14 protein-coding genes are annotated in these 15,377 nt (G+C 60.1%); 9 read left to right on the top strand and 5 right to left on the bottom strand.

What is annotated here, in order from left to right; translation table 11 throughout:
* Positions 1-147 precede the first annotated feature (147 nt).
* The 3 genes from EQW76_RS13610 to EQW76_RS13600 all read left to right on the top strand — a co-directional run bounded on the left by EQW76_RS13610 (position 148) and on the right by EQW76_RS13600 (position 7,283).
* Complete coding sequence (locus EQW76_RS13610; protein WP_280176909.1) at positions 148-2,289, top strand: bifunctional diguanylate cyclase/phosphodiesterase; 2,142 nt, start codon at positions 148-150, stop codon at positions 2,287-2,289.
* A gap of 492 nt (positions 2,290-2,781) precedes the next feature.
* Positions 2,782-6,501 carry a PAS domain S-box protein gene (locus EQW76_RS29370; protein WP_142824922.1) on the top strand — a complete coding sequence of 1,240 codons (3,720 nt, stop codon included), beginning with the start codon at positions 2,782-2,784 and terminating at the stop codon, positions 6,499-6,501.
* A gap of 41 nt (positions 6,502-6,542) precedes the next feature.
* On the top strand, positions 6,543-7,283 hold the full coding sequence (locus EQW76_RS13600; protein WP_142824921.1) for a dienelactone hydrolase family protein: 741 nt from the start codon (positions 6,543-6,545) through the stop codon (positions 7,281-7,283).
* Positions 7,284-7,336: 53 nt separating this feature from the next.
* On the opposite strand, the gene EQW76_RS13595 is transcribed toward EQW76_RS13600, so the two are convergent.
* Positions 7,337-9,142, bottom strand: a complete 1,806-nt coding sequence (locus tag EQW76_RS13595; RefSeq protein ID WP_142824920.1) for a M23 family metallopeptidase — start codon at positions 9,140-9,142, stop codon at positions 7,337-7,339.
* 174 nt (positions 9,143-9,316) lie between these two features.
* Positions 9,317-10,069, bottom strand: a complete 753-nt coding sequence (locus tag EQW76_RS13590) for a tryptophan 2,3-dioxygenase family protein (RefSeq protein WP_142824919.1) — start codon at positions 10,067-10,069, stop codon at positions 9,317-9,319.
* 131 nt (positions 10,070-10,200) lie between these two features.
* Here EQW76_RS13590 and EQW76_RS13585 point away from each other — a divergent pair, with 131 nt between their 5' ends.
* On the top strand, positions 10,201-10,683 hold the full coding sequence (locus EQW76_RS13585) for an Lrp/AsnC family transcriptional regulator (protein WP_142824918.1): 483 nt from the start codon (positions 10,201-10,203) through the stop codon (positions 10,681-10,683).
* A gap of 158 nt (positions 10,684-10,841) precedes the next feature.
* Complete coding sequence (locus EQW76_RS13580) at positions 10,842-11,372, top strand: PAS domain-containing protein (RefSeq protein WP_142824917.1); 531 nt, start codon at positions 10,842-10,844, stop codon at positions 11,370-11,372.
* Positions 11,373-11,399: 27 nt separating this feature from the next.
* Here EQW76_RS13580 and EQW76_RS13575 read toward each other — a convergent pair whose 3' ends face one another.
* Positions 11,400-12,137 (bottom strand): SDR family oxidoreductase, encoded by a 738-nt coding sequence (locus EQW76_RS13575; RefSeq protein WP_142824916.1) that lies wholly within the window; start codon positions 12,135-12,137, stop codon positions 11,400-11,402.
* Between the two features lie 115 nt (positions 12,138-12,252).
* Here EQW76_RS13575 and EQW76_RS13570 point away from each other — a divergent pair, with 115 nt between their 5' ends.
* Together EQW76_RS13570 and EQW76_RS13565 are read left to right on the top strand one after the other, a co-directional pair.
* Positions 12,253-12,471, top strand: coding sequence for a type II toxin-antitoxin system VapB family antitoxin (locus EQW76_RS13570; RefSeq protein WP_142824915.1), 219 nt, complete (start codon positions 12,253-12,255; stop codon positions 12,469-12,471).
* On the top strand, positions 12,471-12,878 hold the full coding sequence (locus EQW76_RS13565; RefSeq protein ID WP_142824914.1) for a type II toxin-antitoxin system VapC family toxin: 408 nt from the start codon (positions 12,471-12,473) through the stop codon (positions 12,876-12,878). Before EQW76_RS13570 ends, EQW76_RS13565 begins: the two co-directional genes overlap by 1 nt.
* A 23-nt stretch (positions 12,879-12,901) precedes the next feature.
* Here the strand turns inward: EQW76_RS13565 and EQW76_RS13560 are convergent, their stop codons facing one another.
* Both EQW76_RS13560 and EQW76_RS13555 read right to left on the bottom strand, forming a co-directional pair.
* Positions 12,902-13,198, bottom strand: coding sequence for a hypothetical protein (locus EQW76_RS13560; RefSeq protein WP_142824913.1), 297 nt, complete (start codon positions 13,196-13,198; stop codon positions 12,902-12,904).
* Between the two features lie 171 nt (positions 13,199-13,369).
* Positions 13,370-14,029 (bottom strand): sulfite oxidase-like oxidoreductase, encoded by a 660-nt coding sequence (locus EQW76_RS13555; protein ID WP_142824912.1) that lies wholly within the window; start codon positions 14,027-14,029, stop codon positions 13,370-13,372.
* Positions 14,030-14,381: 352 nt separating this feature from the next.
* On the opposite strand from EQW76_RS13555, the gene EQW76_RS13550 reads away from it, so the two are divergent.
* On the top strand, positions 14,382-14,609 hold the full coding sequence (locus EQW76_RS13550; protein WP_142829434.1) for a hypothetical protein: 228 nt from the start codon (positions 14,382-14,384) through the stop codon (positions 14,607-14,609).
* Positions 14,610-14,647: 38 nt separating this feature from the next.
* On the top strand, positions 14,648-15,352 hold the full coding sequence (locus tag EQW76_RS13545) for a nucleotidyl transferase AbiEii/AbiGii toxin family protein (RefSeq protein WP_142824911.1): 705 nt from the start codon (positions 14,648-14,650) through the stop codon (positions 15,350-15,352).
* Positions 15,353-15,377 lie beyond the last annotated feature (25 nt).

Genomic DNA, 15,377 nt, shown 5'->3' with positions numbered 1-15,377 from the left:
CATCTTTTGCGCCTCTGCCGCCAATTTAATCAAGGAGTTAGTTGGCAAAATATTCACGTTTCGCGCATACTTTCTACCGTCAGTCGGTGCAGTGCGGCAACGGGCAGATGTCCATGCGCCTGCCAGCGATTGCGGTGGAGCGGGGCATTGGGGAAAACGAAGCAATCGAAAAGTCACGAGCTCGGACCGCACGCGGCATCGTCCGATGACGACTTCCGTTCGCTGTTTGCCACCCATCCGAGCCCGATGTGGGTCTATGATCCGATCAGCCTGCGGTTCCTGATCGTCAACGAAGCGGCTGTCGAACTTTACGGATACAGCCCCGCAGAATACCTGCAGATGACGGTACTCGACATTCGCCCGGCCAGCGAGCGCCAGCGGATGATCGAAGCCGTCGCGGGCGGCACTGATATGGAGCGCGTCAAGCGCTGGCAGCACCTGAAAGCCAATGGCGAGGTCTTCGAGGTCGTAACCTACGGTCGCAGCGTCCGCTTCGAGGGTTCGGCAGCTATTCTTGCCGTCGTCCAGGACAGGACCGAGGTCAACGCCGCCCACCAGCAGGCGAGCGACACGCAGTCCCTGCTGAACAGCATCGTCGAAAACCTGCCCGTGGGGGTCTTCGTCAAGGACCTGATGGATGAAGGTCGTTACGTGCTCCACAACCAGGCGAGCAGCGATATCGTCGGTCTGTCCTCGGGCGAGATCGTCGGCAAGACAGACAAGGAACTGTTTTCGCCGCGCCAGTCCATGCGTTTCAGCGAGCAGGACCAGGTGATCCTCGACGCCGACAAGACATTGACCGTCGAGGAAGAAGTGGAAGGCTTCGACGGGGAGAAGAGACTGGTGCGGACGTTCAAACGCGCCCTTCCGACCCCGGACGGCGTACGTCCCCGCTATCTTCTCGGCATCACGGAGGACGTGACCGTCGCGAGGGCGGTCGAGGCGAAGATGGCGCATATCGCCATGCACGACGCTTTGACCGGGCTGCCGAACCGGTCGTTCTTTTCAGACCGCATCCGCGACCTCGCCGATCAGGCGACGGAAGAAAACCCGATTGCCCTGCTCTATTTCGATATAGATCACTTCAAGCATATCAACGACAGCCTCGGCCATCCCGCCGGAGATGCGCTTTTGCGCGAGGTTGCGACCCGCCTTCGACGGATCACACGCAGCGACGACCTGATAGCCCGTCTCGGTGGCGATGAATTCGCCGTTGCCCTGCAGGTTCATGCTGGCGTCGACCGCGCCCGTGAGTTCGCCGACCGGCTGCTCGCATCGCTAGCACAGCCGATCGATCTGGAAGGAATCCAAGAATACATCAGTTGCAGCATCGGCATTGCCGTCGCGCCCCAGGACGGTGGTGACGCCGAGGTGCTGTTGCGCAACGCCGACCTCGCCCTCTATGCCGCCAAGGCGGCAGGACGCTCGACCTACAGGTTCTATGAAATTTCGATGCGGCTGGCCGCAAAGCGTCGCCACGATCTCATGGGCGAATTGCGCCAGGCGATCGACCAGCAGCAATTCGAATTGCACTATCAGCCGATCGTCTCGCTGCAGGACGACACCCTGGTCGGCTTCGAAGCGCTGCTGCGTTGGCGCCATCCGCAACGCGGCCTCGTTGCGCCGCAAGAATTCATTCCGGTAGCCGAGGAGACCGGGCTGATCACGACCATCGGCGCCTGGGTCCTTCGGCAAGCCTGCGCTACCGCTGCCAATTGGCCGGATCAGTTGCGAATTGCGGTCAATCTGTCAGTATGCCAGTTCCGCCATCAGGGCCTTCTGGCAACCATCACGTCCGCGCTCGACGAGACCAATCTCAGGCCGGATCGCCTTGAGATCGAAATTACAGAATCGGTGTTCATCTCCGACAGCGCCCAGAGCGTTCCCCTGCTACACGAGATGAAGGCTCTCGGTATCCGCATAGCAATCGACGACTTTGGCACCGGTTATTCATCGCTCGGTTATCTCCGCGCTTTTCACTTCGACAAGATCAAGCTCGACCGCAGTTTCGTCTCCGGCATAGAAACGGACCCCGGCAGCCTGTCGATCATCCGCGCCGTGGTGGGGATCGGTATCGGCTTCTGCGCGACGACGACAGCTGAGGGCATCGAAACCGAAGAGCAGATTCGAGCGCTGAAGGCCGAGGGGTTTGGGGAAGGGCAGGGCTATCTGATCGGGCACCCCATGGCGCGCGCGGATGCAGAGGCTTTTATCGAGAACCGTCGTGCTCGGCAGGATATCGCAAGGCGCAAAGCCGAGCCCGAAAAGCCGAAACGCAAGGTCGCGTGACACAGACGATCGCTTTCGTCGGAGACTTCTGGCCCGACCTGTTCTCCGGAATCAAAAAGGGCCGCTTGACGCGGCCCTCCATGAGCTTTGGTCTGTGAAAGACCTGGATTGCAGTGGCAATCCTCAGGAAGGTAGGATCAGAGCGAGGGCTGCCCCGCTTCGTTCCCAACAATTCCCATGTCCATCACGAGTACCGAAATCTCATTAGACATTGGATCACCTTCCTTTCGTTGCGTTAATGATGAGATGAAGATAATCGAAAATTTGGGTTATGCAAGACCGGCGCACCGCTTTGTCCGCCAACCGTCGTTCTCGCTATTCGCCGGCACCTCTTGCAACCGATAATAAACGCCACGAGAACCTTGCCAATCGACGGCACTTTTATATTTCTCAAAGCTGTCCGTCGCCGCCCTTGGAAAGGCGGCACGTCATGCGAACAGAGAGTATATCGATGCAGGGGATGCCCGTAGACGCCGGAAAAGGCGACCAGCCATGACCGAGGGCGCGGAACCAACCAAACCGGCTCCTGCATTCCTGGCTTCAGGGGGCGAGGCTGCCTCCGTTATAGCCAGTTTCGACTGGTCCAAAACACCCCTTGGACCAATCGAAGGATGGCCGCATGGACTTAAAGCGACCTGTAGCCTCATACTCGGCTCGCCCGTACCGATCGCGACCCTTTGGGGCGAAGACGGCATAATGATCTACAACGATGCCTATTCGGTGGTGGCCGGAAAACGCCATCCTGCGCTGTTGGGATCGAAGGTGCGGGAAGGCTGGCCAGAAGCCGCAGATTTCAACGACCATGTCATGAGGACCTGTCTCTCCGGAGAGCGCCTGGCCTACCGCGACCAGGAATTCGTCCTGCACCGGAACGGACAGCCGGAGCAGGTCTGGCTCAACCTCGACTACTCGCCATTGCTGGGCGACGACGGCAAGCCTGTCGGTGTTATCGCCATCGTTGTCGAGACCACTGGCAAGGTACGGGCAGAGCGGAGGCTGAGAGGCGAAAGCGATCGTCTGCGCAAGATGTTCGAGCAGGCGCCCGGCTTCGTTGCAACAGTCTCCGGGCCGGACCACATTTTTGAGATCGCCAACAAGGCCTACCTCGACCTCATCGGCAACCGCGACATTTTTGGCAAACCAGTTCGCGAGGCCCTGCCGGAAGTTGTCGAGCAGGGGTTTGTGGATCTACTCGACAACGTCTTCAGGTCGGGCAAGCCGTTCATCGGTCAATCTGCACTGATCGCGCTGAAGCAGCGTAATGGGGAGCAGGCGGAGCGTTATATCGATTTCATCTACCAACCTACGTTCGACGAGTGGGGCTCAGTCACCGGGATTTTTGTGCAGGGCAATGACGTTACCGACCGCCGCGTCTCCGAAGAGGCGCTTCGGGAAAGCGAATCCCGGTTCAGACTTATCGCTGAAAACGCTCCGGTGATGCTCTGGATGGCGAATGCGAACGGACAGAGTGTCTATTTCAACGCCCGAAAGCGCGCATTCTGGAATATTTCCGAGGCGGCAGTCCCGACATTTGACTGGGGCGCGACCGTGCATCCCGACGACCGGGAAGCGTTCCTTGCCAAGCTCGACCGTTCGATGCGCCATCAAAGCCGGGTCACCCTAGAGGCACGGTATCGCGATGCTATCGGCAACTATCGGCTGATCCAGACCGAGGCCCAGCCACGCTACGACGTGGCGGGGGCCTTCCTGGGGCTGATCGGCGTCGACAATGACATCACCGACACGCGCCTGCAGGAAGTCTATCGCTCGGCGCTGATTTCGCTCAACGACAGCCTTCGCGACGTCGGCGACCCCGCAGATATTGCATTCAACGCCGCCAGGATCCTCGGGCAGACAATGAATGTCAGTCGTGTCGGCTATGGGACAATCGACCCGCTACGCGAAACCATCACCATCGAGCGTGACTGGAATGCCCCCGGCATAGAGACGCTGGCCGGTGTGCTGCATTTTCGCGACTACGGCAGTTACATCGAGGACCTCAAGCGAGGAGAAACTGTTGTTTTTTCCGACGCGACGAAAGATCCCCGCACCTGCGAAAATGCGGCCGAACTCATTGCTATCAGCGCCCAGTCGGTCGTCAACATGCCGATCTCCGAGCACGGTGGACTTGTCGCGCTGCTCTATCTCAACCATGCGACTGCGCGAGACTGGAAGCCCGAGGAGCTTGTCTTCATCCGGGAAGTCGCCGAGCGCACCCGCACCGCCGTCGAGCGTCGCCGCGCGGAACAGGATCTCCAGCAACTCGCCAGTTCGCTGGAGCGACAGGTGGCTGCCCGTACCGCCGATCTCGACCGCGTCTGGCGAAACTCCCGGGATCTGCTGGTGATCATCGGAAGCGACGGGCTGCTACACGCCGTAAATCCCGCCTGGCCGGCAGTGCTTGGGCATGCCAAGCTTGAGGTGATCGGCCGATCGTTCTTCGATTTCGTCTGGCCGGACGATCTGCGGCTTACAAAGCGGGCACTGCAAGGCGCCGCATCGGTCGCAGATCTCGAAAGCTTCGAGGCTCGCAATCGCCACAAGGACGGCTCGCCCCGCTGGATTTCCTGGCGGATCTCCTCCCAGGACGGTATGATATTCGCCTATGGACGCGATATAACAGCGGAAAGAGAGCAAGCTGCGGCGCTCGATCGGGTCGAGGAACAACTCCGCCAAGCCCAGAAAATGGAGGCCATAGGCCAGCTTACCGGCGGCGTGGCACACGATTTCAACAACCTGCTGCAAGTGGTATCGGGCAACCTGCATCTGCTCAGCAAGGAAGTGGCTGACAACGCTCGGGCACGGGCGCGCATCGACAATGCGCTGGCCGGCGTCAACCGTGGTGCAAAGCTCGCCGCCCAGCTGCTGGCTTTCGGCAGGCGCCAGGCTCTGGAGCCGAAAGTGATGAATATCGGCCGGTTCGTCGCCGGCATGGGAGACATGCTGCGCAGGACAATCGGCGAGGCGATCGAGATCGAGACCATCCAGGCGGGCGGCCTGTGGAACACATTCGTCGATCCCGCGCAGATCGAGAACGCCATACTAAACCTTGCCATCAACGCCCGCGATGCCATGGACGGCCGCGGCAAGCTGACGATCGAAGTCGGCAACGCCTTTATCGACGAGGCCTATGCACACAAGCACGTCGACGTCGATCCGGGCCAGTATGTGATGCTGGCGGTGACCGATACCGGTACCGGCATTCCTGCCGACATCATCGAAAAGGTCTTCGAGCCGTTCTTCTCGACAAAGCCGCTCGGCAAGGGAACCGGCCTGGGCCTGTCGATGGTCTACGGCTTCGTCAAGCAGTCCGGCGGACATATCAAGATCTATAGCGAGAACGGCCAGGGAACGACGATCCGTATCTATCTGCCACGCTCGATGCAGGCCGAGGACCGGCTGACCGAGACGGAATTCGGCCCCGCCAGTGGCGGAACGGAAACCATCTTGGTGGCGGAGGATGACGAGGATGTACGGGCGACAGTGGTCGAGATGCTCGGAGACCTCGGCTACCGGGTGTTGAAGGCCGTCGATGCCGCAAGCGCCCTGACCATCATCGAGAGCGGGCTGCCGATCGATCTGCTGTTTACCGACGTCGTCATGCCCGGCCCGCTGAAGAGCGCGGAACTGGCTCGCAAGGCCAAGCAGCGACAGCCCGACATGGCCGTTCTTTTCACCTCGGGCTACACCGAGAACTCCATCGTCCACGGTGGGCGGCTAGATGCCGGGGTCGAATTGCTGTCGAAGCCCTACAGCCGCGACGCCCTGGCCCGGCGCATCCGCCAATTGCTAGATCAACGGCAGATCGACATGGCCGCCGCAGCCGAAGCTGCGATCACGCCGCCCCCTGTCTCCGCTCCAGCGCCCAGACCACTAAAGATACTCGTCGTCGAGGATGACGCACTGATCAGGCTCGATACCGTCGAACAGCTCCAGGAGGCTGGCCACGACGTGGTGGATGCCGGTAGCGCCGAGGAGGCGCTGGTCCTGGTAAAGTCCGAACGCTTTGACATCCTGCTGACCGATCTCGGCCTCCCGGGCCTCTCCGGCGGCGAACTGGCCGAGAAGATCCGGACAATCTACCCACAGATGGGCATCATCTTCGCAACGGGCAATGCGGACATGCCTGCCGTTTCCATCGGTCCGAAACCTGTTTTGCTGCAAAAGCCCTATAACAACCGCAGCCTTCTGCGCGCAATCAGCGCCGTCTGACCAACAACAACCGACCGACCGTCGACAAAAAGGACGAGCCCATGAAGAAGACCATCGATATCACGACCGCCGATGGCGTCGCCAAGGCAGCGATTTTCCGCAGCGACGCACAGTCGGCGGAAGCCCCCGCGCCCGGCATTCTGCTCTACATGGATGCACTCGGGCCACGGCCGGCGATGGATGGAATGGCGCAGCGCCTGGCAGACGCTGGCTATATCGTGCTGCTTGCCGACCTCTTCTATCGCTATGGTGCATATGGACCGTTCCAGTCGTCGGCATTTGCCGATCCTGTGATGCGGGACCAGATCATGGGCATGCTGCACGGCACGACCCAGGCGATGACGAAAAGCGATACAGCCGCCTTTCTCAAGACCCTCGACGACGAAGGTGCCACGGGGCCGGTCGGGGCCGTCGGTTATTGCATGGGCGGCGGCCGTGCACTGACGGCAGCCGGCGCCTATCCGGAGCGGATCGCAGCTGCCGCCAGCTTCCACGGCGGTGGTCTTGCTACCGATGCGGACGACAGCCCGCACAAGGCGGCGGCAAAGGGCAAGGCCCGGATTTACGTCGGTACGGCGGGCGTCGACGGAAGCTTTCCGCCGGAGCAATCGGCTCGTTTGGCAGAAACTCTGCGGACTGCCGAAGTCGATCATGTCATCGAGAACTATGTCGGCGCCGCTCATGGTTGGACGATCCCCGACCATGCCGGCGTTTATAATGAGAAGGCAGCGGAACGTCACTGGAAACGGCTACTCGACTTCTTCGGTGAGACGCTGCGCTGAGAGAGCAGGAATAACTCAAGCGTTGTCGCCAACTTAACGCATCAAGAGGCCGCTCAACGGTGGATGTGGCCCGCATGATCCTGGAACAGGCCGAAGGGCCTGTCCATCGGCAGCGAGGAGCGTGAAACCTCCGGTGTCGGCACGTCAAGGTAGCTCATGATGCTGTCGACATGATCGACCTGCGATCGGAGGCTGTCGAGGGAGGCACCGGTCAGGTTTGTCCCGGCCGGCAGCTTGGCCGTCAGCGGGTTTTCGTAGCGGCCATTGACGCGGAGTTCGTAGTAGAGATGCGGGCCGGTGGAATAGCCGGTCGACCCGACATAGGCGATCACCTGGCCCTGCTTGACGCGCTGCCCGACTTTCAAGCCGGAGGGCGTGGCCGAGATGTGCGCGTAGGTGGTCTCATAGCCGCCATCGTGGCGGATGCGGATATATTTGCCGTATCCGACCTCGGTGGAGATCAGTTCGACCGTGCCGTCGCCTGCCGCCATGATCGGGCTGCCCATCGGTGCGCGGAAATCGACCCCGTTGTGGAATTTCCGCACTCCGAGGATCGGGTGGATGCGCCAAGCAAAGCCGTCTCCCAGCTGTCCGTTGGGGACAGGCTTGGGATTCAGCACCTTGGCGACCGAATGGCCTTTTTCGTCATAATATTCAGACGAGTCTGTTCCGTCCTTGTGCAGATAAAAGCGGTGCGCCTCGTCACCGGAGTGAAACTCGATGAACATCAGCTCGCTGTCGCTGTCATCGGCTTTGCGGAACAGCAGATCGACGCTGTCAGGCGTACCGGTGGTGCCGGCCAGCGGAATGCCCTTGGCAGCGGCAAGCTTTACGAGGCGCTCGATTGCCGTGTCCGACAAGCCGGCTTTCGTCAGGCGCTCCCGCACGTCCTTCTGGTCGCCACTGCCGAGATCCTTCAGGTCGACGGCAGCGACTTCTGAGGAAGACGGCGCATCCGGCTGGCCTTCGCTGTAAAGCGTTGAAAACAGCCGGTCATCTGCCAGCGGCTTGAACCCGTTGGAATCGTCGCTGGCCACCACCCGCTCGCTGCCGTTCTCGCTCCGCAACTTGGCGAGCACCAGCTTTGGCGAACCCTCCGCGCGGCCCTTTTCCATCAGCAGTTCGAGACTATCGCCCGGCACGACCGTATCCGTTGCCAGCGCCTGGACCAGTTGCTCACGACGGTCCTCCGCGATACCGGCGGTCTTCAGGATATCGGTAAGATCCTGGCGGCTTTTCGGCATGGACACCAGCCGCTGGAATTCCCGGTGCGGCTGCGTGGTACCCGCCGTCGCCACACTGACATTCAGCGGAACGCCGCGTATCGGGAAACGCGACCGGCGCTGCGAGGCAAAATTTGCCGATCTCGGATAGATGCTGTCGGCAAAAGTTGCCACTGCTGGCGTCGCAATCGGTGTGTCGGCCTCGTTTTCCTCGGTGAAGGAAGAGGCGACCGGCGCATCCCGCTGCTCGCTATCGCCATTGAAGACCAGCGTCAGCCGGTGATAGGTGAAAATACGCGTTTCCCCCGTCGACAGCTTTTCGGCCACCTGGGCAAAGCGCGAGCCGTCGAAGTGACGCTTCGCCTCGAGACGGTTGCCCTTCAGTGCGAGAGGCATCGGCTGGACGATCTGGGCGGGAGGAACGAACACCGGCAACGCCACGGCGCTGCGGGTGATCAGCGGATAAAGCACACCTGCCAGCAGCGCCATCGATCCGGCGCTGGCAAGTCCGAGCGCGATGAGATGACGTGCATGGGCGGAGCGCGGAAAAAACGGCAGGTGGAATGTTTCATGATGCGGCTGCGCCGGTATCGCCGCTTCCGCGGGGAACTGGACGTAAAGCGGACCTTCAGTCATGAAAACGGATTGCCCTCGGATTTAGCTCGCCCCAAATTATGGGAGAACGTGGCCAAAACTAGGCGAGCCGACACCCGTCGTCAATATACACAGCCTGACACAATCCCTGCGCAAGTTTCGAGACGCTTACACATCCCAGGCGCAAGTTTCAGCGGAGTTGCGCGGCGAGCTGCCTTATTCTGCCACGGCCTCCGGCTTCGAGATACTGTCCCTGACGACGCCATACTGGCTACCCCAGGCGTCCGTCATCGAACAGCGGACATCCCAGAGATCGGGGAAAAAGCGGTGCCGGGCGCCGGCTTGCAGAAGATCTACCGGCCGACCCTTCAGCGATTTTGATCCAAGCCCGATCGAGCGGTGGATGAGGTAGACATGGTTGGCGCGGAACTTCTGGAAAAGTTCGTCGAACTCTATCAGCGCCTCGGCCACCACATAGCTGTCACCATGGTCGTACTTGCCGTCATAGACATCGTCGACGGTGAGGCCCTTTCCATCCAGATAGGTCGCCTTGAAGGCTCGCCAGAGATCGGCAGGCATACGCAGCAGCAGTTTGAAGCCCGGTGACTCCTGTCCGCTGCCATTGCCGAGTTGAAGGCGGATTTCCTGGTATTCCTTCGGCGACATCGTTTCCAGCATATCGAGTTGCGTGGTCATCATCCGCATCAGCCGGTGCACCCGGCCCATCAACGTGACGATACGGTGGGGATTGTCTTCCTCGATGTAGCCGATCACCTCGACCAGCGTGTAGGCGATGAGCTTCATCCACAGCTCCTCTACCTGGTGGACGATCTGAAACTGCAGTTCGTCTGCATTGGCCATTTCAGACAGAGGCTTCTGGCAGGTAAGCAGCTTGTCGCACTGCAGATAGACGCCGTAATCCTTCATATCGGGTGTCTCGATACGCTCCCAGTATTCCTGCTTATCCATTTTGGTCCCCTTATTGAGCAGCTCTTTTTCGGAAGAATACGAAATATTCTCTCGAACATTGTTCCTTTCTGTCATGCAGTATGCGTAGCTGATAGAACGATCGCTCTGTTTTAGCGCGAAGAGAGAGAACGATGATCTTAAGCCCGGTGGATCTCAAAATCGTTTCGGCGCTGGAAGGCGATGCCCGCATGTCGTTCGCAGCGCTGGCCGAGCAGGTCGGGCTGAGCAAGACGCCCTGCTGGAAGCGCGTCAAGGCTCTGGAGGCTGCCGGTCTCATCCGGGGATACACCACGACGCTCGATCCGGCCCAGCTCGGCTTCGGCCTCGAGGCGTTTGTCCAGGTATCTATCGATTTCGAACTGTCGGACGCGTTCGAGGAAGCAGTCCGGAAAAACCCGCTGATCTGGCGCTGTCATGCGACGACCGGCGACGCCGACTACCTGCTACATATCCTGGCCGTCGACATGGTGGCACTCGATCGCCAGCTGCGTCAGGAGCTCAGCCGCCTGCCGGGCGTGCGCCGAACGGTCACGTCGATGTCGACGCGGGAGATCAAGACTGAGATCTCCTTCGTGGCCGCTGTCCGGCACGCGAGTGAAATGCAAGGGCGGTGAGGCAGGCACGTCGGCAAGTCGATGATTTTCCGGCATGACGCGGGTACTTACGACGCATTCTGACGAGGAAACGTCGATATTTTTCAGCGCCATGCCCTTTTGTCCCTTGCAGAGGCCTGCCCGCGCGCTCATGTTGAATAACGGGCATGGAGAGGTACATGGCAAAAGACAAGATTTTGGTCCGGAATTCGCAGCCATCTCCGATGGACTCGGGAGTTTTCACCTGGGATATCGAAACCGACCAATTCTTCGCCGATAGCGCTTTCGCCTCCCTTTTCGGCCTAGATCCGTCAGAAACGATGGTCGGCCTGCCGATGGAGCGATACCTCGATCGCGTCCATCCGGAAGATAAGGCGCGTGTGGCAAAAGCCGTGCATGAAGCCGTGGTTTCGGGGTATCCCTGCCAGCAAAATTACCGCGTCCGGTCTGCAAGAGGTTTTTATACCGAGATCATGGCCTTCGGCCGCTGCTTTCGAAACGCAGACGGCACACCCTCGCAATATGCAGGCATCGTTTTCCCCGTCGTGCCCGTCGTCGAGGAGAGCGCGACGTTGCAGGATCTCTGCTCGCAAGCCCACCGTGCCGCGCTGAAAAGCGGTCGGCTGGATATCGCAAGGACACTGCGTGACGTTCTCGACGACCTTGCCGAGGAGCCGGCGCCAGCGCGGCTTCAACACCACCCGCACTGAGGGCCAGGACGGCTTTTGGGGCTGGGACTAGGTGAGATTGATACCGCCGTCCAGCAACAGTATCTCTCCCGTCGCATAGTCCGAAGAGACAAGCATCCAGACAGCGTGCGCGATGTCTTCCGGTGTCGCCGCCCGGCGCATCGGCGAATGGTTTCGCCACAAATCCTGTGCGGCAGTCCAGTCCGCCGTCAGCGGCGTATCGACCAGACCGGGCGCGACGGCATTGACGCGGATATCGGGTGCCAGCGACAGGGCCATCAGCTGCGTCGCATGGTTGAGTGCCGCCTTTGCAGCAGCGTAGGGGATGGAGGCACCCTTGGGGCGGATACCGGCATGGGAGGAAATATTGACGACAGAGCCCGGTCGTCCCGTGCCAGCGGCTGCTCGCAGCGCCGGTTCTGCCTCGGCCACCAGCCGGAACGGCGCGACGACGTTGACCTCGTAGAGCTCATGCCAGATCGCCGGCGTGGCCGCAGCCATATCGGAATGGGGAATGACGCGGCTGATGCCGGCATTGTTCACAAGCACGTCGAGCCGGCCCCATTGGGCAACCGCCCCGGCGACCAGCCTTGCCCTGTCGGCATCGACAGCGAGATCGGCCTGGATATAGGTCGCCATCGGCAGCATGCTTGCAAGCGCCAGCCCGGCGTCAACAGACGACCGGGAATGGAGGACGATTGCATAGCCTTCTGCGGCAAGCCGCCGGGCGATTGCCGCACCGATGCCCGATGTCGAGCCGGTGACGAGTGCGACGGGAGGTGTCATAGCGATATCTGCCTCGAATGAAACTGGCTACGTGTTCTCACCATCTGCGCCGCAGATGCCGGCTTGTCCAGCCATCCCCGAGGTCGTAACACCGCGGCATCAAGGAGACAGATCCATGCCACTCTACATCAAGGACGATGCCATCGACCGCCTGGCACGTCGCTATCAGGCGCTGACCAAGGCGCCATCGAAGACCGAGGCTGTCCGCAAGGCGCTGCAACTGGCGCTCGATACCGAACTGGCAAAGCCGGTGCTGGAAGATATCGCCGTGGCCTTCTGCCGAAACCTGCGCACGAAGACCAACGTGCGAAACGCCGATGCAGAGCCGCGCTGATGTTTATCGATGGCTCTGTACTGCTGGCAATGATGACCGACGAGGAAGCCGCGCGCGAATTTGCAAGGCGGATGCAGGCGTCGACCGTGCGCCTCACGTCGCCAATGACTGTGGCTCGAACGACACTGGCGCTTGTCGCCGAATTGGAAATTCCGGTCGATGAAGCGTCCGAGGCTGTCGCCACCTTCCTGCAACTGATGAATATCCAGTCAGTGGCTGTGCCCCCGCGAGCCGCTTCACTGGCGGTGGAGGCCTACTCCAATTTTGGTAAAAACGACAATTTTGGTAAAGGCGGCGCCGGTCTCAGTCTCGACGACTGCCTGACATATGCTTGCGCCAAATATTACCGCCAGCCGTTGCTTTTTTCTGGCAACGGCTTTGCTGCTACGGACATAGAGGCCGCTTGAGGCGAGACCGCGCCACGCCGCCCTTACGGGCAGTCAGAAAGCGGTGCAGCATCGAAAGTGTTGCTGCGCATCACAGACGTCGTCGGGTTTGAATCGCACTGGATACGGATCGGCGTGCGGTTGGTGGTGCCCGTGAACGGCAGGTCGACATTGATGATACCGCTTGGCGAGATTGCATCCTTGGAGTGATCGATAACGGCGCTGTAAACGGTAACTACGCGCGGACCTTTTGGAGTGACGCGCAGGGTGAGCGGCTCCGCGACAACAGCGGTAGCCATGCTCAAAGCGAGTGTCGAGGCGGCAAATAATTTGAGAAACATCATGCTCTCCTGTCATTGTGATATGCGATGGCAGGGGAACACATGGAGCGGGGCTAAGTTCCGTGCCCCGCTGCGATCACGGTAAAATTGAAGAGCCGACAGGCGTCACTCTCGGCTCAATTGCGCCGAGTGCGATTGAGATGTCGGCAAATTGCCGGCGTAATGTCGAATTCAGTCTTCCGTGTAGCGCTGCTCCCGCCAGGGATCGCCGCGCATGTGATAGCCGTTCTTCTCCCAGAAACCGGCCTTGTCCGATTTCATCAGGTCGATGCGGCGCAACCATTTGGCGCTCTTCCAGAGATAGAGATGCGGCACGACGAGGCGCATCGGTCCGCCGTGATCGCGGCTAAGCGGCTGGCCTTCCCAGGCGGTCGCAAGGATCGCGTCCTCGGCAGCGAAATCGGCCAGCGGCAGGTTGGTCGTATAGCCGTCATAGCTGGTCAGCATCACATAGTCGGCATCCGACTTGGGCATGACGTGATCGAGAAGATCGCGGGTGGAAACCCCGTCCCATTTGTTGTCATAGCGCGACCATGTGGTGACGCAGTGCATGTCACTGACCTTGCTGCTTTGCTCAAGGGCGCCGAATGCCGCCCAGTCGAGCGATAGCGGCGCCTCGACCCGGCCACCGACCTCCAGCCGCCAGCTGGAAAGCGCGATCTCCGGCTGGGTGCCGAGATCGAGCACCGGCCAGTTCTTCACCAGATGCTGCCCCGGCGGCAACCGCTCGCTCTCCGCCCGGCTGACGCGACCGGTCAGAAACTTGCCCTCCGCCGCCCACCGCCGCTTGGAAGTGGTCAGCTTGCTATCCAAAACCGGCTCGTCCGTCATCCTGATGTCCCTCGTCATTCCGCCGCGTGGAGAACAAGAACTACCCGACCATACGCCCCGCGACAACGGTGTCTGCACCCGCGAGCGGTGGTGGATTTTTTTTAGGCTGGGGCGTTGGTGCCGCGGTTCCTTTTGTTTTTCGTTGAAAGACCGGGATCAAGCCGTTTCGTCAATCAGAAAAAACTACGATATCTGTGATAAAGACCCGAGCTTTCATAGCTCTTATGACATCCATGACAAGTGAACGAAAGTCACGTAATTAACGTCACGACCCTGCCTCGAATGCCTTCGAACTTGATTACAAAAATCGGCCGCTCTTCCCCGGACCCCGATCTTGGCCTATTATGCCACCATGACAATCGATGCCGATATGATGATCGTTCCTGCAGATTACCCGGAGCTTGCCCTGATAGTGTGGAGCCGGGATGCGACACGCCCGGTTGCCGCAGCCGAGGCGTTTGCAATTTACGAGCGGAACTGGCGCTTTGTCGATCGGCAGCGACTGACACCCAGTGAGAAAGCCCTTATCGAAGAGCTGACCGCTCGGTTCGGACACGGGGAACTATTGGTTTCAAGTTAGCCGCCACGCACCCGGTCGCCACAGAGGGCAGGAACCACATGACTGACTTCCAGCGACCGGAGCATCGGATAATTGCCAAGGCATTGAGGCTTATGGATCCGACACTTCTCGTGTTAAATCGTTGCTGGTTTGCCGGAGGCACGGCCGTTGTCATGATGCACGGCGAATACCGTCGTTCCCTCGACGTAGACTTCCTTTGTGCCGATATGGATGGCTACCGCGCCATGCGCAGCCTCGCCGTCGAAAAGGGTGTCGGTGGCCTGTTTGCGGCGCCGGTTACAGCCTTACGCGAAGTGAGGGCAGATCAGTATGGCGTACGCACGCTGCTCTCGCTCGACGAACAAACGATCCGTTTCGAAATCGTTCGGGAAAGCCGCATTCCGCTGGACGGCATAATGAATGCTGGGCTCGGCGTACCAGTCCTTTTGCCGAGCGACATGATGGCGGAGAAATTGCTTGCCAATGCCGACCGGTGCCAGGATCGCGCAGTCGCATATCGCGATGCAATCGATCTCGGCATGCTGATAGATTATCACGGCGCGATTTCGCAAGACGCAGTCACGAAGGCGGAAAATGCCTATGGCGGCGATATCGGACGCAAAGCTTTGTGGGTCGTTGACAGGTTGGCCGACAGGGTGGAATTACAGCACGTTTGCGATGCGTTGCAGATGAAACGCCAAGATGCTGCGCGCGCCATGGCGGCGTTGTCACGCGAAGTTCTCCGCTTTTGGCACCGGTCCTAGATCACCAGCGGGACTTACTCGCGTC

Origin of the sequence: Rhizobium sp. rho-13.1 (genome assembly GCF_007000305.1) — a bacterium.
In the GTDB taxonomy this organism is placed as follows: Bacteria; Pseudomonadota; Alphaproteobacteria; order Rhizobiales; family Rhizobiaceae; genus Rhizobium; species Rhizobium rhododendri.
Note: the sequence above shows the minus strand (reverse complement) of the source record. Positions and strands in the feature narration are given on the sequence as shown.